This window comes from Streptomyces sp. DG1A-41 (assembly GCF_037055355.1).
Classification (GTDB): Bacteria; Actinomycetota; Actinomycetes; order Streptomycetales; family Streptomycetaceae; genus Streptomyces.
In genome coordinates, this window is sequence record NZ_CP146350.1 from 2,229,161 (window position 1) to 2,251,105 (window position 21,945).

Genomic DNA, 21,945 nt, shown 5'->3' on the forward strand with positions numbered 1-21,945 from the left:
CAGCCGACGACTCACCGCATGGACCGCACGTCAAGATGCCGTAGCACCCGGTCCACCACCTCCGGGTCCGCCCCCGGCTCGCTCCGCGCCGCCAGCACCTCATGCCGCGCCGCACTCAGCATCTCCTGCTGGATCCGCCGCACCCGCTTCAGCCGCCGAGCCCGCTCCTGATAGGCCTCCCGCCGCTCGTCCTCGGCCACCTCAGGAGTGATTCGCACCGCGATGTCGAACGCCCGCCGCATCATCTGCTCGGACAGCTCCTCCGGCAGTTCCTCGACCTCCTCGATCTCCCGGAGCCTGCGCTTCGCCGCCTTGGACGCCCGGATCGCCAGCGCCTTCGCGAACTCCTTCTCGACATTCGTGTCGGCCCGCACCCCCAGCGACCTCACCAGCCACGGCAAGGTCAGCCCCTGCACCACCAACGTCGCCATGATCACCCCGAACGCGATGAAGATGATCTCGTCCCGGCTGGGGAACGGCGTTCCGGCGTCGGTCTCCAGCGGAATGGCCAGCACCAACGCGACCGAGGCCACCCCCCGCATCCCCGACCACCACATCACCACGGTCTCGCGCCAGCTCACCGGGATGTCCTCGTCGTAGTCCCGCCGCGCGTGCAGCCGTTTGGTCAGCCAGGTCGCCGGCAGCAGCCACAACAGCCGGACGAACACGACCACGCAGACGACCACCGCCGCCCACCCGAGCAACTCGCCCCACCGGCCGGACGCCGTGTGGATCGCGTTGTGCAGCTCCAGCCCGACCAGCCCGAACGCGACGCCGGTGACGAGCGTGTCGACGATGTTCCAGAACGTGTGCCCGGCCAGCCGCGTCATGACGTCGTCGGCATCGGACCCGTACTCCGCGAGGAACAGCGCGGTGGTGAGCACGGCGAGCACTCCGGACCCGTGCAGTTCCTCGGCCATGACGTACGAGGCGTACGGCACCAGCAGGGTCAGCCCGATCTGGAGGGTGGCGTCCCCGAGCAGTTCCATCAGCTTGTTCGCGCCCCAGCCCAGCGCGATGCCCACGGCCACGGCCACCACGGCCGACAGCACCAGGTCGAGTCCGGCCTTCCAGGGCGAGAACGTCCCGCTGACGGCGGCGGCGATCGCCACGTGGTAGAGGACGATGGCCGTCACGTCGTTGAACAGCCCCTCGCCCTCCAGGATCGACACCAGCCTGCGGGGCAGCCCCAGTTGCCCGGCGACGGCGGTCGCCGCGACCGGGTCCGGCGGCGCGACCAGCGCGCCGAGCGCGAACGCCGCCGCCAGCGGCAGCCCGGGCACGATCGCGTCGGCCGCGGCGGCCACACAGGCCATGGTGACGAACACCAGCGCCACGGCCAGCAGGAAGATCGGTCTCCTGTTCGCCGCGAACTGCCGCCAGGACGTGCGCCGCACCGCCGCGTACAGCAGCGGCGGCAACAGCAGCGGCAGGATCAGGTCCGGCGGAATCTGGACGTTCGGTACGAAATCGAGCAGCGCGAGGACTATGCCCAGGAGCGTCATCAGCACCGGCGCGGGCATGCCGAGCCGGTCCCCGACCGGGACGCTGATCACGGCCCCGAGCAGCAGCACGAACAACAGGGCCAACTGATCCACGGTCAGCGCTCCGGAAAATCAAACGTTCACACGACTGCCCTCAAGCCTGCCACGCAACTCCCGGGACAAACCGTTTCGGCACCCTTCACGACGGGCTAAAGCGAACGCCGCATCGCCTGGTGCGGAATGCCCGCCTCCAAGTACTCCTGCCCGTACGCCTCGTAGCCGAGCCGCGCGTAGAAGCCCAGCGCGTGCGTCTGGGCGTGCAGGTCCACGGCCGCGAGACCACGTGCGCGTGCCGCGTCCTCGATGGCCCGCACCAGGGCGACGCCGACGCCGAGCCCGCGCGCGTGGGCGGCCACGGCGAGCCGGCCGAGGGAGCCCACGGCCGAGTCGGCTCCGGTCTGCGCCACGGCCGCCTCCCCGAGCAGAAGCCGCCCGGTCCCGAGCGGCACGCCGTCCTCCCGGACGGCCAGCACATGCACGGCCCCCGGGTCGTACGCGTCGTACTCGATGTCCTCCGGCACGCCCTGCTCGCCGACGAACACCTCCTTGCGCACCGCGAAGCACGCCTCACGGTCGGCCGCGTCCTCGGCGACCCGCACCACGTACGACGGCGCCGGCGACCCGCTCATGCGTACGTCTCCTCCCGGACCTGGTCCAGGGCCTTCTGGAGGTCCTCCGGGTACGCGCAGGAGAACTCCGCCCACTGACCGTCCCCGGGATGCTCGAAGCCCAGCCGCACCGCGTGCAGCCACTGGCGGGTCAGATGGAGCCGCTTGGCGAGCGTCGGGTCGGCGCCGTACGTCAGGTCGCCGACGCACGGGTGCCGGTGGGCGGCCATGTGGACGCGGATCTGGTGGGTGCGGCCGGTCTCCAGCTTCACGTCGAGCAGGGACGCGGCTCGGAAGGCCTCGATCAGGTCGTAGTGCGTGACGGACGGCTTGCCTTCGGCGGTGACCGCCCACTTGTAGTCATGCTGCGGGTGCCGGCCGATGGGCGCGTCGATGGTGCCGCTGGTGGGGTCGGGGTGGCCCTGGACGAGCGTGTGGTACCGCTTGTCGACCGTGCGCTCCTTGAATTGGCGCTTCAGCGACGTGTACGCGTACTCCGACTTGGCCACCACCATCAGCCCGGACGTGCCGACGTCGAGCCGGTGCACGATGCCCTGGCGCTCCGCGGCCCCGGACGTCGAGATGCGGTACCCGGCGGCGGCGAGACCCCCGATGACGGTCGGGCCGGTCCAGCCCGGCGACGGATGCGCGGCCACGCCCACCGGCTTGACGATCACGACCACGTCATCGTCGTCGTGCACGATCTCCATGCCCTCGACCGGCTCGGCCACCACCTGCACCGGCGCGGGCGCCTGCGGCATCTCGACCTCGAGCCAGGCACCGCCGTGCACCCGCTCCGACTTGCCGACCACCGATCCGTCGACCGTGACCTTCCCCGCGGCGGCGAGCTCGGCCGCCTTGGTCCGGGAGAAGCCGAACATACGGGAGATGGCGGCGTCGACGCGCTCGCCCTCCAGGCCGTCGGGCACGGGCAGGGTACGGATCTCGGGAATCGTGCTCACCCGTCGAGTATGCCGGACGGGTGAGACAGCCCAGTACAGAGCCTGTGGACAACCCCTCGCGGGCTCACTCCTTGTGTACGGTCCCGTCGGGGTCGAGCCCCTTGAACGACAGCAGCACGATCAGGATGCCGCCGCACACGATCGCCGAGTCGGCCAGGTTGAAGACGGCGAAGTGCTTGGGCGCGATGAAGTCCACGACCGCGCCCTCGAACACTCCCGGCGCCCGGAAGATCCGGTCGGTGAGGTTGCCCAGCGCACCGCCGAGCAGCAGGCCGAGCGCGATCGCCCAGGGCAGGCTGTAGAGCTTGCGGGCGAGGCGGGCGATCACCACGATCACCGCCGCCGCGATCATGGTGAAGATCACCGTGAAGGCCTCGCCGAAGCCGAAGGCCGCGCCCGCGTTGCGGATCGCCTCGAACTTCAGCCAGTCCCCGATGATCTCGATGGGCGGATGGTGCTCCAGCTTGGCCACCACGATCATCTTGCTGATCAGGTCGAGGGCGTACGCGAACGTGGCGACCGTGAACAGGACCGCGATCCGGCGCTTGCCCCGGCCCCGCCCGGCCGCCGCCTCGTCGGAGCCGGACCCGCCGGCCGGGGCCCGGGTGCACTCGGAGTCGGCGCGCTCGCCCGGCGCCGCGTCCTCGCCGGGCCGCTCCCGCCCGTTGCCGGCCGCGTCCGGTGTGTCCGGCGTACCGATGATGCGCTCCGCCTCTGCCACGTGAGTCCCTCAACCTAGGTGCCTGACTGAGGACGAGGGTACGGCACACTCCGGGCGCCCCACGTGCTCAGGAGGCATTCGGCGGCCGGTCAGTACCGGCGCTCCTGCTTCTGCTTGCACTCCACGCACAGAGTGGCCCGCGGGAAGGCCTGCATGCGGGCCTTGCCGATGGGGTTGCCACAGTTCTCGCACAGGCCGTAGGTACCGGCGTCGAGGCGTTCCAGGGCGCGCTCGGTCTGGACGAGCATCTCGCGCGCGTTGGCGGCCAGCGCCAGCTCGTGCTCGCGGGTGATGTTCTTGCTGCCGGTGTCCGCCTCGTCGTGGCCGGCGCCGTCCCCGGAGTCCCGCATCAGACCGGCGAGCGACCGCTCCGACGACTCGAGCTCCTCACGCAGCCGGGTCTCCTCGGACGTCAGCTCGGCACGCGCCTCCTCGACCTCCGCCTCCGTCCAGGGGTCCTCGCCCGGGCGTACCGCGAGCTCACCGGGCTCGGCCGCGGCCGCCCGTGCCTTCGGAACAGCGGTCTTGGCCGCCGTTGCCGTGCCAGGAGTCTTCTTCGCACCCACCGTCGTCGCTCCCGTCTGCTGCGCGGCCTCGGCCGCACCCGCCTTCTTGGCCGTGCTGCTCCCGGCCGTGTCCTGTGTGACCGCGCCGGTCCGGGCAGTGCCCTTCCCGGTCGCGCCCTTCGTGGTGGTGCTCTCGCCTCCGGCGCCAACGCCCTCGGCCTCGACGCCCTTCCTCTCCGCGGCACCGGCCTTGGCAGCCTTCGCCCTTCTGACAGCGGCCTTCTTGACTGCCGCCTCCTTGACTGCCGCCTCCTTGGCCGCCGCCTTCTTTCGCGGGGCCTTCTTGGGCGGGGCCTTATTGACCGCCGCCTTCTTGGGCAGGGCCTTCTCCGCTGCCGCCTTCTTGGCCGGGGCCTTCTTGGCCGCCGCCCCTCTGGCCCCGGCCTCCTGAGCCGCCGCCTTCTCCGCTTCCGCCCCTCTGGTCGCCGCCTTCTCAGCTGCCGTCTTCCTGGCTGCCGCCTTCTTGGCCGGGGCCTTCTCGGCCGCGGCCTTCTTGGCTGCCGCCTTCTTGGCCGGGGCCTTCTCGGCCGCGGACTTCCTGACCGCCGTCTTCCTGAGCGCCGTCTTCCTGGCCGCCGCTTTCCTGTCGGCCGCCCTCTCGACCGGAGCCTCGGCCGCAGTCTCCTGCTTCGCGCCCCCCTTCGTCGCGGCCTCCTTCCTCGCGACCTTCTTGACCACGGCTTTCTCAGCCTTGGCCACCGCCTCCTCGGCCACGGCCTTCTTGGCGGTCAGCTTCTTCACAGCCGCCTTGGTCTTCTTGACAGCCGCCTTCGTCCCCTCGGTCGCCTTCCCGGCCGCCCCCTTCGCCGCCCGCCCCGCCGAGCCCCCCTGCGTGGTCTTCTTCCCGCCCAGGTCCTTGGCCGCACCGCCGGAGGCCTCCGCGGACCTGCCGGACGCCGGCTGCTGTACGGCGGTCTTCTTCGCCACCATGGCCGCGGCCCCTTCACATATTGTGATCTTGCTCGTGAATCGTGCTGGGACGATAAATCGACTTGAGTCCCGCGGCAACGGGGCACACCGCCCAATTCGCCCGCCTCGCGCACGCCGCGCGGCGAACCTGCATCCGTTGTGCCCAGCTCCCCGCCCGGTAATCCGCCGAGTCGGACGTCCCAGGATCCGAACACCCATACCTCGCCATTCGGGTCATCAAACCCATACGTCACCCATTACGCGTCCCTTACGGCTCCCTGTCCCCGACCGCCCCGGAAAAGCGGTCGGCCGCTGTCCGCGCGGCGCCGTACACTGGGCGGAGCGAAAAGCGTGGATGGGGACGAGTAGCGGCGTACGCAGCCCAGAGCGACCCGGGGACGGTGGAAGCCCGGGGGCGAGCGCGACGTGAAGATCACCCCGGAGCCGCCGGAAGAAAACCGCAGCCGAGCGCCGTGGCCAGTAGAACCGGCATCGCGACCCCAATGAGGGGGCTCATCGGCGCACACCCCGCGCCGGAGGGCCAAGGAGGGTGGTACCGCGGGAGCGCGCCGAAGGCGGCGCAGGCAGACGTAGCTCTCGTCCCTCCGGACGGAAGGCAGCAAGTCCGCCGGAGGAAGCCCGCTGATGACATCGCCGACGTACCGCCAGGTGCCCGCCCAGGTCGACCTGCCCGCCCTCGAGCACGCCGTGCTCGACTTCTGGCGCGAGCAGAAGATCTTCGCCAAGAGCCTGGAGCAGTCCGAGGGCCGCCCCGAATGGGTGTTCTACGAGGGCCCGCCCACCGCCAACGGCATGCCCGGCGCCCACCACATCGAGGCCCGCGTCTTCAAGGACGTCTTCCCCCGCTTCCGCACCATGCGCGGCTACCACGTGGCCCGCAAGGCCGGCTGGGACTGCCACGGCCTCCCGGTGGAGCTGGCCGTGGAGAAGGAGCTCGGCTTCTCCGGCAAGCAGGACATCGAGACGTACGGCATCGCCGAGTTCAACGCGAAGTGCCGCGAGTCGGTGACCCGGCACACGGACGCGTTCGAAGCGCTGACGACCCGCATGGGCTACTGGACCGACCTCCACGAGCCCTACCGCACCATGGACCCCGAGTACATCGAGTCGGTCTGGTGGTCGCTCAAGGAGATCTTCAACAAGGGCCTGCTGGTCCAGGACCACCGCGTCGCCCCCTGGTGCCCCCGCTGCGGCACGGGCCTGTCGGACCACGAGCTGGCACAGGGCTACGAGACGGTCGTCGACCCGTCGGTCTTCGTCCGCTTCCCGCTCACCTCCGGCCCGCTGGCAGGCGAGGCCGCGCTCCTGGTGTGGACGACCACGCCCTGGACACTGGTCTCCAACACCGCGGTCGCCGCGCACCCCGAGGTGACCTACGTCGTCGCGACCAACGGCGAGGAAAAGCTGGTCGTCGCCGAGCCGCTCGTCACCAAGGCCCTCGGCGAGGGCTGGGAGACCACCGGCCGGACCTTCACGGGCGCCGAGCTGGAACGCTGGACCTACCAGCGCCCGTTCGAGCTGGTCGAGTTCCCGGAGACCGAGGGCGGCACGCACTACGTCGTGAACGCCGACTACGTCACGACCGAGGACGGTACGGGTCTGGTCCACCAGTCCCCCGCCTTCGGTGAGGACGACCTCAAGGTCTGCCGCTCCTACGGCCTGCCGGTCGTGAACCCGGTCCGCCCGGACGGCACCTTCGAGGAGGACGTCCCCCTCATCGGCGGCGTCTTCTTCAAGAAGGCGGACGAGAAGCTCACCGAGGATCTCCAGCAGCGCGGCCTGCTCTTCAAGCACATCCCGTACGAGCACAGCTACCCGCACTGCTGGCGCTGCCACACCGCGCTCCTCTACTACGCCCAGCCCTCCTGGTACATCCGCACCACGGCGATCAAGGACCGCCTCCTCGCGGAGAACGAGAACACCAACTGGTTCCCGGACACGGTCAAGAACGGCCGGTACGGCGACTGGCTGAACAACAACATCGACTGGGCGCTGTCCCGCAACCGCTACTGGGGCACCCCGCTGCCGATCTGGCGCTGCGAGGACGACCACCTCACCTGCGTCGGCTCCCTCACCGAGCTGACCGAGCTGGCGGGCACCGACCAGTCGGGCCTGGACCCGCACCGCCCGTTCATCGACGAGGTCGCCTTCGCCTGCCCGCAGCACGGCTGCGGGAAGACGGCCACGCGCGTGCCCGAGGTCATCGACGCCTGGTACGACTCGGGTTCGATGCCGTTCGCGCAGTGGGGCTACCCGTACAAGAACAAGGAGATCTTCGAGGCCCGTTACCCGGCGCAGTTCATCTGCGAGGCGATCGACCAGACCCGCGGCTGGTTCTACACACTGATGGCGGTCGGCACCCTGGTGTTCGACAAGTCGTCGTACGAGAACGTCGTCTGCCTGGGCCACATCCTCGCCGAGGACGGCCGCAAGATGTCCAAGCACCTGGGCAACACCCTGGAGCCGATCCCGCTCATGGACCGGCACGGCGCGGACGCCGTCCGCTGGTTCATGGCGGCCGGCGGTTCCCCCTGGGCGGCTCGCCGCGTGGGCCACGGCACCATCCAGGAGGTCGTCCGCAAGACGCTCCTCACCTACTGGAACACGGTCGCCTTCCAGGCCCTGTACGCCCGTACGTCCGGCTGGGCCCCGTCGGAGGCCGACCCGGCCCCGGCGGACCGCCCGGTCCTGGACCGCTGGCTGCTGTCCGAACTGCACGCGCTCACCGACCAGGTCACCCAGGCCCTCGACGCCTACGACACCCAGCGCGCCGGCAAGCTGCTGTCCGCGTTCGTCGACGACCTGTCGAACTGGTATGTGCGCCGCTCCCGACGCCGCTTCTGGCAGGGCGACAAGGCGGCGCTGCGCACGCTGCACGAGGTCGTCGAGACGGTGACGCAGCTGATGGCCCCGCTGACCCCGTTCATCACCGAGCGGGTGTGGCAGGACCTGATCGTTCCGGTCACCCCGGGCGCCCCGGAGTCGGTCCATCTGTCGACCTGGCCCGAGGCGGACCTCCCGGCGATCGACCCGGAACTGTCGAAGCAGATGGTCCTGGTGCGCCGGCTCGTGGAGCTGGGCCGTGCCACGCGCGCGGAGTCGGGCGTCAAGACCCGTCAGCCACTCTCCCGCGCCCTGATCGCGGCGACGGGTTTCGAGGCGCTCGGCTCGGAACTGCGCACGCAGATCACGGAGGAGCTGAACGTCGAGTCCCTGGCGACGCTGAGCGACGTCGGCGGCTCGCTGGTGGACACCACCGCGAAGGCCAACTTCCGCGCGCTGGGCAAGCGGTTCGGCAAGCGCGTCCAGGACGTGGCCAAGGCCATCGCGAACGCGGACGCGGCCGCCCTCTCCCTGGCCCTGCGCGAGGGCACGGCGTCGGTGGAGGTCGACGGCGAGACCATCACGCTGGCTCCCGACGAGGTGATCATCACGGAGACGCCGCGCGAGGGCTGGTCGGTGGCGTCCGACGCGGGCGCGACGGTCGCCCTGGACCTGGAGATCACGGAGGAGCTCCGCCGTGCGGGCCTGGCCCGTGACGCGATCCGCCTGATCCAGGAGGCCCGCAAGAACAGCGGCCTCGACGTGGCCGACCGCATCGCACTGCGCTGGACCGCCACGGACCCGGCGACGGTCGCGGCCCTCACCGACCATGCCGGCTTGATCGCCGACGAGGTCCTGGCGACGGACTTCGCCCAGGGTGACGCGGACGACAGCTACGGGAACCCGTTCACGGACGAGGGCCTGACGCTGACGTTCCGCCTGCGCAAGGCGTAACCCACAAGGCGTAACCCACAGACCGAAGGCCCGGGCCCCGCCAAAGATCTTGGCGGGCCCGGGCCTTCGGCGTTGCGTACGCACGAACGCGGTTGCGCACGCACGAACACGGTTGCTGTGCGCACGAACGCGCACGGCAAAAGGGCGGGGCCCCGGGTTCAACCCGGGGCCCCGCCCTGAACGCTGCCGACGTCTACGCCGTACTACCGGCCATCAGGCCGTCAGTTGTCATCCTCGTCGATCAGGAAGCCCCGCATGGGCGAGGGCGCCTGGCCCATCGGCGACGGGCCCTGCGGACGGACCGGCGCCATCGGCTGGGTCATCGCCGGGGACATCTGCTGCTGACCGCCGTAGGACGGACCGGACGGCGAGGGGCCGCCGCCCATCGTCTGGTTGCCACCGCCGTACGACGGGGCGCTCGCGCCGGCCGGTGCCATGGAAGGTGCCGGGGACGGCGGGAGGGAGGCGGTCGCCGGAGTACGCGGCGGGGCCAGCGAGTCGTCGGCCTGGGTCTCCAGCTGACGCAGCTGCGACTCCAGGTACGACTTCAGGCGCGTGCGGTACTCGCGCTCGAAGCCGCGCAGGTCCTCGACCTTGCGCTCCAGCGTGGCGCGGGCGGACTCCAGGGAGCCCATCGCGACGCGGTGCTTCTCCTGCGCGTCCCGCTCCAGGGCATCGGCCTTGGCACGGGCGTCACGCTCCAGACCCTCGGCACGCGAACGCGCCTCGCCGACGATCTTGTTGGCTTCGGACCGGGCCTCGGCGATCGCCTGGTCGGCGGTCTGCTGGGCCAGCGAGAGGACACGGGCGGCGCTGTCGCCACCGGGGCCTCCTTGACCGGGGCCGCCCATCGGACCGCCCATGGGGCCGCCCATCGGACCGCCCATCTGCTGCTGCATAGGGGGCTGACCCATCGGGCCGGGACCGCCCGGACCCTGGCCCATCGGGCCGGGACCCTGCGGGCCTCCCTGACCGCCGGGACCGGCGGGCAGCTGCGGGGCACCGCTCGGCAGCTGGGGCGGACCACCCATGGGGCCACCCATCTGCTGCTGCGGCGGGCCCGATATGCCGGCGGGTACGGGACCACCAGGACCGCGCATGCCCTGCTGCTGCTGTTGCTGCTGCTGATCCTGCTGCTGCTCCGGAGGCTTGCGCATGTTCTGCTGATTCTGGGCAGCAGCGCGCGTCGCCGCGGCCAGTTTGGCGCGCAGGTCCTCGTTCTCGCGGAGCAGGCGGGTCAGTTCGGCTTCGACCTCGTCGAGGAAGGCATCGACCTCGTCCTCGTCATAGCCTTCTCGGAGGCGGACGGTCGTGAACTGCTTGTTCCGCACGTCCTCGGGGGTCAACGGCATCTCTTCACCTCAACGTAGTCGTCGGCATTCGGCAAGACCGTAGTTCACATCGCTCACAGCCGGCTCACGATCGAGATCAGGATGTAGACGATGATCATCAGCACGAAGAAGGACAGGTCGAGCGCCACGCCCCCGAGACGCAGCGGCGGAATGAACCGCCGCAGAAGCTTGAGCGGTGGATCCGTGACAGTGTAGGTGGCCTCCAGAACGACCACCATCGCCTTGCCTGGTTGCCATGAGCGGGCGAACTGGAAGACGTAGTCCATGACCAACCGGAAGATGAGCACGATGAGGAAGCACATCAGCGCGATGTAGACGACATCCAGTACCACGCTCATGACCTCTTGCTTCCCTCTCCCCTGTGCCCTGCTGTTACTGCTGCTTCCGGTGTTACGTCTCAGCTCTGGTTGAAGAACCCGCCCTCTGCGATGCGGGCCTTGTCCTCCGCCGTGACATCGACGTTAGCAGGCGACAACAGGAACACCTTCTGCGTCACCCGCTCGATACTGCCGTGAAGACCAAACACCAAACCAGCCGCAAAGTCGACAAGTCGCTTCGCATCTGTGTCATCCATCTCAGTCAGATTCATGATCACCGGGGTGCCTTCACGGAAGTGTTCCCCGATGGTACGGGCCTCGTTGTAGGTCCGCGGGTGGAGCGTGGTGATCCGGTAAGGCTCCCGTTCGGACACGACCTTGGGCATGATCACCGGTGCGTTCTTCTCCAGACTTGCGCGTTCTTGTGTGATGGATGCCACGGGCGCGATGCGCGCCGGGCGGCCGGATTCCGCGGGTAGCGAAGCGGCACGGGCGGCCGGTTCACGAGGTGCGGGCGGCTGTACGGCTCGTACCTCTTCGTCCCTTTGGGGCCGATGTGAGCCGTGCGGCTGGTGGGACGGCTCGTGCCGTCGGTGGTCCCGCTCGGGCTCCGGGTCCAGTTCGGGTTCGAAGTCGTCGTCGGGGTCGAATCCGCGGCCGTCGTACCCATCGTCCTCCACGAGGCCGAGGTAGACCGCCATCTTGCGCATCGCGCCGGCCATGCTCTGAGTCCTCCGCTCTGTGGTGGATCGGCTGACGACTGCCAAGTGCCCGCGATCCACGAGGTCCTTGAATCCGCCTATTGGCGGCAATGACCATATTTTCTGCTGTGGTCCGACTTCCTGGCGACGTTACCCGAGCCTGGGGCGGACTCCGAGTACCGCGCTGCCGACGCGCACATGTGTCGCTCCGGCCGCCACGGCCTGTTCGAGGTCCGCACTCATCCCTGCCGAGACCATGGTGGCAGCCGGATGACTCCGGCGCAGGTCAGTCGACAAATCCATCAACCGCCCGAAGGCCGCCTGTTCGCGTCCCGCGTACTCCCCGGTGAGCGGTGCGACGGTCATCAGTCCGCCGAGCCGCAGCCCCGGTGCTTCCGCGACGCGGTCGGCCAACTCTTCGATCCCCGCGGGCGCCACGCCGCCGCGCTCGCCCCGCCCGCTCTCGCCGGCGTCGAGTGCGACCTGAATGAGACACCCCAGCTCGCGCCCGGCACGGACGGCCTCCTTCGACAGAGCTGTGACGAGCTTGGAACGATCGACGGACTGCACGAAGTCCGCGTAACCAACCACGGATCGCACCTTGTTGGTCTGGAGTTGACCAACAAAATGCCAAGCAAGGGGCAGATCCGCACAGGCGGCGGCCTTCGGCGCCGCGTCCTGGTCGCGGTTCTCGGCGACGTGCCGCACACCGAGTTCCGAGAGGATCCGCACATCGGTCGCGGGGTAGGTCTTGGTGACCACGATCAGGGTCACCTCTTCGCGCCCCCGCCCCGCGACCGCGCACGCGTCGGCGATGCGCCGCTCGACTTTCGCCAGATTCGCGACGAGTTCGTCCTTACGGTCCGTCATGCCCTATCAGTCCAGCCACACATAGCCCGCGAGCCGACCGGTGGTGCGGTCGCGGCGGTACGAGAAGTGATCGTCCGACTCCAGCGTGCACACCGGCGACTGCGCCCGGTCACGCACCCCGAGCCGTTCCAGTTGCGCGTGCACCCCGGCGCTCACGTCGACCGCCGGCGTGCCCCAGCTCGTCTCGGCGTACGCCGCCGGCTCGATGGCGGACACCTCGGCGCGCATCGCCTCGGGCACTTCGTAGCACCGGCCGCAGACGGCGGGCCCGGTGCGGGCGACGATACGGGAGGGTTCGGCGCCCAGGTCCGTCATCGCGCGTAGCGCGGCCGGGACGACTCCGGCGATCATGCCGGGCCGGCCCGCGTGGGCCGCGGCGGCGATCCCGGCGGCGGGGTCGGCGAGCAGCACCGGCACGCAGTCGGCGGTGAGCACGGCGAGGGCGAGCCCCGGTCGCGTCGTGACGATCGCGTCGACCGACGGGATCCCGGGCGAAGATCCCCACGGTCCGTCCACCACGGCCACGCCGGCCCCGTGCACCTGGTTCATCCAGACCACCCGGTCCGGTTCGACGCCCAGGGACTTGGCGGCCAGTTCGCGGTTGGTGCGTACGGCGTCGGGGTCGTCGCCGACCGCCCCGCCGAGATTGAGCTCCTCATACGGAGCGGCGCTCACCCCGCCCCACCGGTCGGTGAAGGCGAAGTGGGCGCCGCTCACGCTTTCGCGCTGTCCTATCACGTCAGAAGGATCACTTGAGGAAGTCCGGTACGTCCAGTTCCTCGGCCGCGCTGTCCGAGTAGGTCCGCGGCGCCGGCGGGACCGGCGGGGCGACCGGGATGTCGTTGACCGGCTCCGGGGCGGGCTCCGGCTCCTCCTTCGGGGTCACGCTGCCGAGCGAACCGAAGGACGGGCGGCTCTCGGCCTGCCGTGCCGGGGTCGGTTCCTCGCGCTTGGCCGAGGACGAGCCGAGGACGTTGTCCCGCTTGGACGGGGGCTGGCCACCGTCGAAGCCGGCGGCGATCACGGTGACCCGGACCTCGTCGCCGAGGGCGTCGTCGATCACCGCGCCGAAGATGATGTTGGCCTCGGGATGGGCGGCCTCGCTCACCAGCTGGGCGGCCTCGTTGATCTCGAACAGACCGAGGTCCGAGCCACCGGAGATGGAGAGCAGCACACCGCGGGCGCCGTCGATGGACGCCTCCAGCAGCGGAGAGGAGATCGCCATCTCCGCGGCGGCCACCGCACGGTCGTCGCCGCGGGCCGAGCCGATGCCCATCAGGGCCGAGCCGGCCTTGGACATCACCGACTTGACGTCCGCGAAGTCGAGGTTGATGAGGCCCGGGGTGGTGATGAGGTCCGTGATGCCCTGGACACCGGAGAGCAGGACCTGGTCGGCCGACTTGAAGGCGTCGAGCACCGAGACCTGGCGGTCCGAGATGGACAGCAGCCGATCGTTCGGGATGACGATGAGGGTGTCGACCTCTTCGCGGAGCTCGGCGATGCCGTCCTCGGCCTGGTTCGCGCGGCGCCGTCCCTCGAAGGTGAACGGGCGCGTCACCACACCGATGGTGAGGGCGCCGAGCGAGCGGGCGATGTTGGCCACGACGGGCGCGCCGCCGGTGCCGGTGCCGCCGCCTTCACCGGCTGTCACGAAGACCATGTCGGCCCCCTTGAGGACCTCCTCGATCTCCTCGCGGTGGTCCTCGGCGGCCTTGCGGCCCACGGCCGGGTTGGCTCCGGCGCCGAGTCCGCGGGTGAGTTCACGGCCGACGTCCAGCTTGACGTCGGCGTCGCTCATCAACAGAGCTTGCGCGTCGGTGTTGATGGCGATGAACTCGACGCCCTTGAGACCGACCTCGATCATCCGGTTGATGGCATTGACACCACCGCCGCCGACACCGATGACTTTGATGACTGCGAGGTAGTTCTGCGGTGCTGCCACGTCGAAGGCCTCTCGCCTCGAGTTACGTGTCGCCGAATCACCGTGGCGCGCTGCGCCCCGCGACCCGACGACTGATGCCGAATGGGACGGTCCGTATCGCCGACCCGAACCCTAACCCTGAAGTTTAGGGTTACCAGTGTGTCTGTTCCTTGGAGTCTTCTGAACAGGACACTAAGTCGACAAGTGGCGCACGTTCAACGAACACGCCGAACCTCCCGTTTTTCTTTTCACCCTATGTGATCAGCCGTAGCACTGCCCAACCAGGGTGCTGGCCTGCGCGGATGTGCGTCAACTCCCTGCTGACGCAGGCGCGGTGGGAACACTCACGTCGAAGTACCGCGCGCCGGGCGAGGCTTTCATCAGGGCGGCGAGCGTACGGGCCTTCGCGTCGCCCTTCTCGCTGCTCCCCCAGACGACCGTACGGCCGTCCCGCAACTCCAGCGAGATGTCGTCGTAGGACCGGACCTTGACGGTCCGTGTGTCGCGTGCGACGGCGGCCGGAACCGCACGAGCGACGCCGACGGCCTCGCGCACCAGCCGGGACTCGCCGAAGCGGCGCAGGCTCGCGGCGGCGGAGCTGGACCGGGAGAGCGTCAATTCCAGCGCGGGAACACCTTTCGGCCGCTCGGAAACCGTGGCGAATCGGACACCTTCATCGTCCACTTCGACGAACTTTCGGCCCTTTTGGACAATCAGAACCGGAGTCCGCTCAACCACTTTCAGGTCGATTCCATGGGGCCAGGAACGGACCACGTCAACCGAGTCGATTCGGGGCAATTTTTGGCGCAGTCGCGTCTCGATCGCATCGGTGTCGACGGAAATCAGCGGTTTGCCGAGGGGGACGTCGGCGGCCGCCTTGACCTGAGCCGGCGTCAGGACCCGTGTCCCCGACACGGAGACGTGCTCGGCGCGCAGCCAGTCGGAGCCGTAGAACAGCCAGACCGTCGGGATGCCGAGGAACACCAGGACGAGACCCAGGACGACGATCGCGCGAAGCCGGGCCCGCCTCGACCGCAGGAGGGGCGGCGGGCCGGACGACTGCTGCTGGCGTTCACCGCGCTCGGCGGTGGTCGATCCGGCCACGCTCCCTGCCTTCCGTCACACAGTCCTAGCGGTGTGCACGACTGGCGGCGATCGCCTCGTACACCATGCCGACGAGCAGGTCGTCGGCGTCCCGGCGGCCGAACTCGGCGGCGGCGCGGGACATCTGGTACAGCCGGTGCGGGTCGGCGAGCACGGGCAGGACGTTCTGCTGGACCCACTCGGGGGTCAGCTCCGCGTCGTCGACCAGCAGGCCGCCGCCGGCCTTGACCACCGGCTGGGCGTTGAGCCGCTGTTCGCCGTTGCCGATGGGCAGCGGGACATAGGCGGCCGGGAGCCCGACGGCGGAGAGCTCGGCGACGGTCATCGCGCCCGCACGGCACAGCATCATGTCGGCCGCGGCGTACGCGAGGTCCATACGATCCAGGTAACTTACCGGGATGTAGGGGGCATCCCCGGCATCTGCTGGACGTGCGGCAGTTCGTTCTTCGGGCCGACCGCGTGCAGGATCTGGATTCCGGCCTGCTGGAGCCAGGGCGCGACCGCCTGCACCACCTCGTTCAGCCGGCGGGCGCCCTGGGAGCCGCCGGAGACCAGCAGTGTGGGCAGGTTCGGGTCAAGCCCGAACGCGGCACGGGCCTCGGGGCGCACGGCGGCCCGGTCGAGCGTGGCGATGGAGCGGCGCAGCGGGATGCCGATGTAGCGGGCGCCCCGGAGCTTGCTGTCGGGCGTCGACACGGCGACCTGGCTGGCGTACCGGGAGCCGATCTTGTTGGCCAGGCCCGGGCGGGCGTTGGCCTCGTGGATGACGATCGGCACGCCCAGGCGCTTGGCCGCGAGGTAGCCGGGCAGGGCGACATAGCCGCCGAAGCCGACCACGGCGTCCGCCTTGGTACGCTCCAGGATTTGCTCGGTCGCCTTGATGGTGCCGCGCAGCCGGCCCGGGACGGTGATCAGCTCCGGGGTGGGCTTGCGTGGCAGCGGTACGGCGGGGATCAGCGCGAGTTCGTAGCCGCGCTCGGGTACGAGACGTGTCTCCAGGCCTCGCTCCGTGCCCAGGGCCGTGATGCCCACGGTCGGATCCTGCCTGCGCAGGGCGTCCGCGAGGGCGAGCGCGGGCTCGATGTGGCCCGCGGTTCCTCCGCCGGCGAGTACGACATGCACCGAAATTCACCGCTCTCCGGACGAGCGCGCCGCCGAGGCGCGCCGTCGCATCGTGTTCCATCTCCGGGGACTCCGACCGGAACCGGTCCCCCCAGCCCCCCGCTTTCTACCAAAGCGGGGTTGCCGCATCGCAAGCGCCGCCCGCGCAGCGGGCTCGTCGCGCGCGAAGGCGATCAGCAGCCCGATGGCGAACATGGTCGGCAGCAGGGCGGACCCCCCGTAGGAGAACAGCGGGAGGGGGACGCCGGCGATCGGCAGCAGACCGAGCACCGCACCGATGTTGATCACGGCCTGGGCCGTGATCCAGGTGGTCACGCCTCCCGCGGCATACCTCACGAAGGGGTCCTCCGTGCGTCCGGCCACGCGGATACCCGCATAGCCTAGAGCCGCGAAGAGGGCGAGTACCGACAGCGTCCCCGCCAGACCCAGTTCCTCACCGGTGACGGCGAAGATGAAATCGGTGTGGGCTTCGGGGAGTTGCCCCCATTTCTCCACACTCGCACCCAGCCCGGAGCCGAAGATTCCGCCGGAGGCGAGGGCGTAGATGCCGTGCACGGCCTGCCAGCAGTCGACGGGACCGGACTGGGGTTCGGTGGCGCCGAGGCACTGCAAGCGAGCCATCCGGTTCGAGCTGGACGTGATGAGGATGGTGCCGAGCACCGCGGCGATCGACAGGACGCCGATGAACAGCCGGGTGGGAGCGCCCGCCAGCCACAGCAGGCCGAACAGGATCGCCGTGAGGATGATCGCCGTGCCCATGTCACCGCCGATCATGATCAGCCCGAGCAGCATGAAAGCGGCCGGCACGAGCGGTACCAGCATGTGCTTCCACTGGGTCAGCAGCTTCTTGTCCTGCTTGCGGGCGAGCAGGTCGGCGCCCCACAGGACGAGGGCGAGCTTGCCGAACTCGCTCGGCTGGATCTGGAAGGAGCCGCCGAGCGCGATCCAGTTCTGGTTGCCGTTGACCGACACTCCTATCCCGGGGACCTGCACCAGCGCCATGAGGAAGACGGCGCCGGCGAGGATCGGATAGGCCAGGGCCCGGTGCAGCTTCACCGGCATCCGCGAGGCGGCGAACAGCAGTCCGGCGCCGATCACGGCGGCCAGCAGCTGCTTGCGGAAGAAGTACGAGCCCGGCAGCGACATCTGGAGCGCGGTGATCTGGGAGGCCGAGTAGACCATCACCAGGCCCAGCACGGTGATCAGCAGACTGCCGCCGAAGATGAGGTAGTAGGCGGTCAGCGGCCGGTCCCAGCCCCTGCGCGCACGGGTGTAGAAGGCCAGGACGCGGTTCTCGCGGGCGAGCCGTGACGACGCGGGGCGCCTGGGAGTGCGGGGAACCGGAGGCCGTCCGGTGCGGCTGGTGGGCATCGCCGCTCACCCCACCGTGCCGGAAGGCAGCGTTCCGCAGCGAACGCTCCCCGGCCGCTCGGGCACCAGCCACATCCGTGTCACGCGTCCCTCCCAGATACGCCCGGCACCGCCGCCGGGCGAGGCGGACCCGGGTCAGCCGTCGGCGGAGCCGAGCTCGCGAACGGCGTCCGCGAAAGCGTCCCCGCGCTTGTTGTAGTTGGCGAACATGTCCATGGAGGCACAGGCCGGGGCCAGCAGCACCGTGTCACCGGCCTGAGCGAGCCGCCGCGCCTCCTGAACCGCCGCGCACATCGCCCCAGTGTCGGTCCGGTCGAGGTCCACGACGGGTACTTCCGGGGCGTGTCGCGCCAGGGCTTCGCGGATCAGCGCGCGGTCCGCGCCGATCAGCACGGCCCCGCGCAGCCGGGGCGCCGACTTGGTGACCAGTTCGTCGAAGGTCGCGCCCTTGGCGAGCCCGCCCGCGATCCACACGATCGACTCGTAGGCCGCCAACGAGGCTTCCGCCGCGTGGGTGTTGGTGGCCTTGGAGTCATCCACGTACGCGACCCCGTCCACGTCGGCCACGTGCGCGATGCGGTGGGCGTCCGGCGTGAACGCCCGCAGGCCGTCCCGTACGGCCTTGGCGGGCACGCCGTACGCCCGCGCGAGGGCCGCCGCCGCGAGGGCGTTGGCGATGTTGTGCGGGGCCGGCGGGTTGACGTCGGCGACCTCGGCGAGCTCCTGGGCGTTCTTGTGCCGGTTCTCCACGAAGGCGCGGTCGACCAGGATGCCCTCGACGACGCCCAGTTGGGACGGCGCCGGCGTGCCGAGGGTGAAGCCGATGGCCCGGCAGCCCTCCTCGACGTCGGCCTCGCGGACCAGGTCCTCGGTGGCCTTGTCGGCGGCGTTGTAGACGCAGGCGACACGATTGCCCTCGTAGATGCGGCCCTTGTCGGCGGCGTACGCCTCCATGGAGCCGTGCCAGTCGAGGTGGTCGGGGGCGAGGTTGAGCACGGCGGCCGAGTGGGCGCGCAGGGACGGAGCCCAGTGGAGCTGGTAGCTGGACAGCTCCACGGCCAGGACGTCGTACTGCTCCTCGCCGAGCACCGCGTCCAGGAGCGAGACGCCGATGTTGCCGACGGCGGCCGTACGCAGGCCCGCCGCCTTCAGGATCGAGGCGAGCATCTGGACGGTGGTGGTCTTGCCGTTGGTGCCCGTGACGGCCAGCCAGGGCGCCGCTTCGGGCCCGCGCAGGCGCCAGGCCAGCTCGACGTCGCCCCAGACGGGGACGCCTGCCTTCTCCGCGGCCGTGAACAGCGGCTTGTCCGGCTTCCAGCCGGGCGCGGTGACGATCAGCTCGGTGCCCTCGGGCAGGGTGTCGCCGTCACCGAGGCGCACGGTGATGCCGAGCGCCTCCAGTTCGGCGGCCTGCGCCTGCGCGCGCTCGTCGGCGCCGTCGTTGACGGCCGTGACGATCGCGCCGAGGCCGTGCAGCACCTTGGCCGCCGGGACGCCGGAGACGCCGAGCCCGGCGACGGTGACGTGCTTGCCCTTGAACTCCGTAGACACCGAGGAGGTCACTTGTCCGCTGCCCATCCTGCATAGAAGAGGCCTAGTCCGACAATCACACAAATACCCTGAATGATCCAGAAGCGGACCACGACGAGCACTTCGGACCAGCCCTTGAGTTCGAAGTGGTGTTGGAGTGGCGCCATCCGGAAGACCCGCTTCCCGGTGAGGCGGAAGGAGCCGACCTGGATCACCACGGACATGGTGATCAGGACGAAGAGACCACCGAGGATGGCGAGCAGCAGCTCGGTGCGGGAGCAGATCGCGAGGCCGGCGAGCACACCGCCGAGCGCGAGCGAACCGGTGTCACCCATGAAGATCTTGGCCGGCGAGGTGTTCCACCACAGGAAGCCCAGGCAGGCGCCCATCAGCGCAGAGGCGACCACCGCGAGGTCGAGAGGATCGCGCACCTCGTAGCACGCGCCCGGGTTGGTCAGCGTCTGCGCGTTGGCGCAGGACTCCTGGAACTGCCAGACGCCGATGAAGGTGTAGGCGCCGAAGACGAGCACCGAGGCGCCGGTGGCCAGACCGTCCAGACCGTCGGTCAGGTTCACGCCGTTCGACATCGCGAGGATCATGAACAGCGCCCAGACGACGAACAGCACCGGGCCGATCGTCCAGCCGAAGTCCGTGATGAACGACAGCTTGGTGGACGCCGGGGTGTTGCCGCGGTTGTCCGCGAACTGGAGCGAGAGCACCGCGAAGGCGATGCCGACGATCAGCTGGCCGGCCATCTTCGCCTTGGCCCGCAGACCCAGCGAACGCCGCTTGACGATCTTGATGTAGTCGTCGAGGAAGCCGACCAGGCCCATGCCGACCATCAGGCCGAGCACCAGCAGACCCGAGAAGGTCGGCGCCGCGTCGGCCTCCGGGTCCAGATAGCCCGTGATCACCTTGGCCAGGAAGTACGCGGCGACCGTCGCCAGGATGAAGGCGATACCGCCCATGGTCGGCGTACCGCGCTTGCTGGCGTGCTCGCGCGGGCCGTCGTCGCGGATGTACTGGCCGTAGCCCTTGCGGGCGAGCAGCTTGATCAGCAGCGGGGTGCCGATCAGGGTCAGGAAGAGGCCAATGACTCCTGCGAACAGGATCTGCTTCATCATCGGGCGGAAACCTCACCCTCGGCACCGGACTCGAGCAGCGCCTGCGCCACACTCTCGAGGCCGACCGAACGGGACGCCTTCACGAGGACGACGTCCCCCGGGCGCAACTCGCTGCGCAACAGGTCGACCGCCGCCTGTGCGTCGGACACGTGCACCGACTCCTCACCCCACGAACCCTCGTTATATGCGCCCAGTTGCAGCCAGGCGGCTTCCCTGCCACCGACCGCGACGAGCTTGCTGACGTTGAGCCGGACGGCGAGCCGTCCGACCGCGTCGTGCTCGGCGAGAGCCTCGTCCCCGAGCTCGGCCATCTTGCCGAGCACCGCCCACGTACGACGCCCCTTGCCGATGGCCGCGAGCGCGCGCAGCGCGGCCTTCATGGACTCGGGGTTCGCGTTGTAGGCGTCGTTGACGACCGTCACGCCGTCCGGGCGCTCGGTGACCTCCATCCGCCAGCGGGAGAGGGAGCCCGCCTCGGAGAGCGCGACGGCGATCTCGTCTGCGGACATGCCCAACTCGTGGGCGACGGCGGCCGCGGCGAGCGCGTTCGACACGTGGTGCTCACCGTACAGGCGCATGGTCACATCGCTTGCACCGGAGGGTGTGTGAAGCCTGAACGCGGGCTGTCCGGTGTCCGTGAGTCGCACGTTCTCGGCGCGAACGTCCGCTTCGTCGGACTCTCCGAAAAAGATCACCTTCGCCTTCGTACGGGAGGCCATGGCCCGCACGTAGGGATCGTCCGCGTTGAGGACGGCCGTCCCGTCCTCCGGGAGGGACTCGACGAGTTCGCCCTTGGCCTGCGCGATCTGCTCCCGGCCGCCGAACTCGCCGATGTGGGCGCTGCCGACGTTCAGGACGAGGCCGATCTTCGGGGGCGTCAGGCTCGTGAGGTAGGAGATGTGCCCGATGCCGCGGGCCCCCATCTCCAGGACGAGGAACCGGGTCTCCTCGGTGGCGCTCAGCGCGGTCAGCGGCAGCCCGATCTCGTTGTTGAGCGAGCCGGGCGTGAACACCGTCGGCGCCTTGCGCTGGAGCACCTGCGCGATCAGGTCCTTGGTGCTGGTCTTGCCCGCCGAGCCGGTCAGGGCGACGAGGGCGGCACCGAGACGTCGTACGACGTGCCGCGCGAGGGTGCCGAGGGCGGTCTGGACGTCGTCCACGACGATCGCGGGCACGCCGACGGGCCGGGTGCCGAGCACGGCCACCGCTCCCGCCTCGACGACCGCCGCCGCGAAGTCGTGGCCGTCCACGCGCTCGCCGGCGAAGGCCACGAACAGGCTGCCCGGCCCCGCCTCGCGGGAGTCCCGGACGACCGGGCCCGTGACCTGGACGGTCGGATCCGGTATGTCGTGCGTCTGCCCGCCGACGACTTCTGCGATCTCGGCGAGGGAGAGGGCGATCACAAGTTCATCCCCTGGATCATGC

At 69.9% G+C, this 21,945-nt stretch carries 17 protein-coding genes and 1 pseudogene; 1 reads left to right on the forward strand and 17 read right to left on the reverse strand.

Annotated features, from left to right (window positions below; all coding sequences use genetic code 11):
* Positions 1 to 11: 11 nt before the first annotated feature.
* The 5 genes from V8690_RS10490 to V8690_RS10510 all read right to left on the reverse strand — a co-directional run bounded on the left by V8690_RS10490 (position 12) and on the right by V8690_RS10510 (position 5,331).
* Positions 12 to 1,598: a Na+/H+ antiporter gene (locus tag V8690_RS10490; protein ID WP_338777614.1), complete on the reverse strand. Its 1,587-nt coding sequence runs from the start codon at positions 1,596 to 1,598 to the stop codon at positions 12 to 14.
* A gap of 95 nt (positions 1,599 to 1,693) precedes the next feature.
* Entirely contained in the window at positions 1,694 to 2,173 is a 480-nt protein-coding gene (locus V8690_RS10495; protein ID WP_338777615.1) for a GNAT family N-acetyltransferase, read from the reverse strand.
* Complete coding sequence (locus tag V8690_RS10500; protein WP_338777617.1) at positions 2,170 to 3,114, reverse strand: RluA family pseudouridine synthase; 945 nt, start codon at positions 3,112 to 3,114, stop codon at positions 2,170 to 2,172. Before V8690_RS10500 ends, V8690_RS10495 begins: the two co-directional genes overlap by 4 nt.
* A 64-nt stretch (positions 3,115 to 3,178) precedes the next feature.
* Positions 3,179 to 3,835 carry a signal peptidase II gene (lspA, locus tag V8690_RS10505; RefSeq protein ID WP_338777619.1) on the reverse strand — a complete coding sequence of 219 codons (657 nt, stop codon included), beginning with the start codon at positions 3,833 to 3,835 and terminating at the stop codon, positions 3,179 to 3,181.
* Positions 3,836 to 3,924: 89 nt separating this feature from the next.
* Positions 3,925 to 5,331: a TraR/DksA family transcriptional regulator gene (locus V8690_RS10510; protein ID WP_338777621.1), complete on the reverse strand. Its 1,407-nt coding sequence runs from the start codon at positions 5,329 to 5,331 to the stop codon at positions 3,925 to 3,927.
* 624 nt (positions 5,332 to 5,955) lie between these two features.
* On the opposite strand from V8690_RS10510, the gene ileS reads away from it, so the two are divergent.
* Complete coding sequence (gene ileS / locus V8690_RS10515; RefSeq protein ID WP_338777623.1) at positions 5,956 to 9,108, forward strand: isoleucine--tRNA ligase; 3,153 nt, start codon at positions 5,956 to 5,958, stop codon at positions 9,106 to 9,108.
* A gap of 221 nt (positions 9,109 to 9,329) precedes the next feature.
* Here the strand turns inward: ileS and V8690_RS10520 are convergent, their stop codons facing one another.
* The 12 genes and pseudogenes from V8690_RS10520 to murF form a co-directional block, all read right to left on the reverse strand.
* A complete protein-coding gene (locus V8690_RS10520) occupies positions 9,330 to 10,460 on the reverse strand; it encodes a DivIVA domain-containing protein (RefSeq protein ID WP_338777624.1) in 1,131 nt (376 codons plus the stop codon).
* A 53-nt stretch (positions 10,461 to 10,513) separates the two neighbouring features.
* On the reverse strand, positions 10,514 to 10,798 hold the full coding sequence (locus tag V8690_RS10525; RefSeq protein ID WP_007448661.1) for a YggT family protein: 285 nt from the start codon (positions 10,796 to 10,798) through the stop codon (positions 10,514 to 10,516).
* A gap of 59 nt (positions 10,799 to 10,857) precedes the next feature.
* On the reverse strand, positions 10,858 to 11,499 hold the full coding sequence (sepF, locus tag V8690_RS10530; RefSeq protein ID WP_338777653.1) for a cell division protein SepF: 642 nt from the start codon (positions 11,497 to 11,499) through the stop codon (positions 10,858 to 10,860).
* A 129-nt stretch (positions 11,500 to 11,628) separates the two neighbouring features.
* Positions 11,629 to 12,348, reverse strand: a complete 720-nt coding sequence (locus V8690_RS10535; protein ID WP_338777654.1) for a YggS family pyridoxal phosphate-dependent enzyme — start codon at positions 12,346 to 12,348, stop codon at positions 11,629 to 11,631.
* A 6-nt stretch (positions 12,349 to 12,354) separates the two neighbouring features.
* The gene (gene pgeF, locus V8690_RS10540) at positions 12,355 to 13,086 is read right to left on the reverse strand and encodes a peptidoglycan editing factor PgeF (protein WP_338777655.1); all 732 of its coding nucleotides are present in this window, start codon (positions 13,084 to 13,086) and stop codon (positions 12,355 to 12,357) included.
* 10 nt (positions 13,087 to 13,096) lie between these two features.
* Positions 13,097 to 14,290 carry a cell division protein FtsZ gene (gene ftsZ / locus V8690_RS10545; protein WP_338777657.1) on the reverse strand — a complete coding sequence of 398 codons (1,194 nt, stop codon included), beginning with the start codon at positions 14,288 to 14,290 and terminating at the stop codon, positions 13,097 to 13,099.
* Between the two features lie 288 nt (positions 14,291 to 14,578).
* Positions 14,579 to 15,373, reverse strand: coding sequence for an FtsQ-type POTRA domain-containing protein (locus V8690_RS10550; RefSeq protein WP_338777659.1), 795 nt, complete (start codon positions 15,371 to 15,373; stop codon positions 14,579 to 14,581).
* 25 nt (positions 15,374 to 15,398) lie between these two features.
* Positions 15,399 to 16,495 (reverse strand): annotated as a pseudogene (murG, locus tag V8690_RS10555) (undecaprenyldiphospho-muramoylpentapeptide beta-N-acetylglucosaminyltransferase).
* 6 nt (positions 16,496 to 16,501) lie between these two features.
* A complete protein-coding gene (gene ftsW / locus V8690_RS10560; protein WP_338777661.1) occupies positions 16,502 to 17,866 on the reverse strand; it encodes a putative lipid II flippase FtsW in 1,365 nt (454 codons plus the stop codon).
* Between the two features lie 135 nt (positions 17,867 to 18,001).
* Positions 18,002 to 19,444 carry a UDP-N-acetylmuramoyl-L-alanine--D-glutamate ligase gene (murD, locus tag V8690_RS10565; protein WP_338777663.1) on the reverse strand — a complete coding sequence of 481 codons (1,443 nt, stop codon included), beginning with the start codon at positions 19,442 to 19,444 and terminating at the stop codon, positions 18,002 to 18,004.
* Positions 19,426 to 20,517, reverse strand: a complete 1,092-nt coding sequence (gene mraY, locus V8690_RS10570) for a phospho-N-acetylmuramoyl-pentapeptide-transferase (protein WP_338785313.1) — start codon at positions 20,515 to 20,517, stop codon at positions 19,426 to 19,428. The genes murD and mraY overlap by 19 nt, the downstream gene beginning before the upstream one ends.
* The gene (gene murF / locus V8690_RS10575; protein ID WP_338777665.1) at positions 20,517 to 21,923 is read right to left on the reverse strand and encodes a UDP-N-acetylmuramoyl-tripeptide--D-alanyl-D-alanine ligase; all 1,407 of its coding nucleotides are present in this window, start codon (positions 21,921 to 21,923) and stop codon (positions 20,517 to 20,519) included. The genes mraY and murF overlap by 1 nt, the downstream gene beginning before the upstream one ends.
* Positions 21,924 to 21,945: the final 22 nt, after the last annotated feature.

Bases quoted from the DNA above. Each gene is read 5' to 3' on its own strand.
- V8690_RS10535 (WP_338777654.1), bottom strand. From the start codon at position 12,348: ATGACGGACCGTAAGGACGAACTCGTCGCGAATCTGGCGAAAGTCGAG.
- V8690_RS10495 (WP_338777615.1), bottom strand. From the start codon at position 2,173: ATGAGCGGGTCGCCGGCGCCGTCGTACGTGGTGCGGGTCGCCGAGGAC.
- murD (WP_338777663.1), bottom strand. From the start codon at position 19,444: ATGGGCAGCGGACAAGTGACCTCCTCGGTGTCTACGGAGTTCAAGGGC.
- V8690_RS10525 (WP_007448661.1), bottom strand. From the start codon at position 10,798: ATGAGCGTGGTACTGGATGTCGTCTACATCGCGCTGATGTGCTTCCTC.
- ftsW (WP_338777661.1), bottom strand. From the start codon at position 17,866: ATGCCCACCAGCCGCACCGGACGGCCTCCGGTTCCCCGCACTCCCAGG.
- V8690_RS10520 (WP_338777624.1), bottom strand. From the start codon at position 10,460: ATGCCGTTGACCCCCGAGGACGTGCGGAACAAGCAGTTCACGACCGTC.
- V8690_RS10510 (WP_338777621.1), bottom strand. From the start codon at position 5,331: ATGGTGGCGAAGAAGACCGCCGTACAGCAGCCGGCGTCCGGCAGGTCC.
- mraY (WP_338785313.1), bottom strand. From the start codon at position 20,517: ATGAAGCAGATCCTGTTCGCAGGAGTCATTGGCCTCTTCCTGACCCTG.
- sepF (WP_338777653.1), bottom strand. From the start codon at position 11,499: ATGGCCGGCGCGATGCGCAAGATGGCGGTCTACCTCGGCCTCGTGGAG.
- ileS (WP_338777623.1), top strand. From the start codon at position 5,956: ATGACATCGCCGACGTACCGCCAGGTGCCCGCCCAGGTCGACCTGCCC.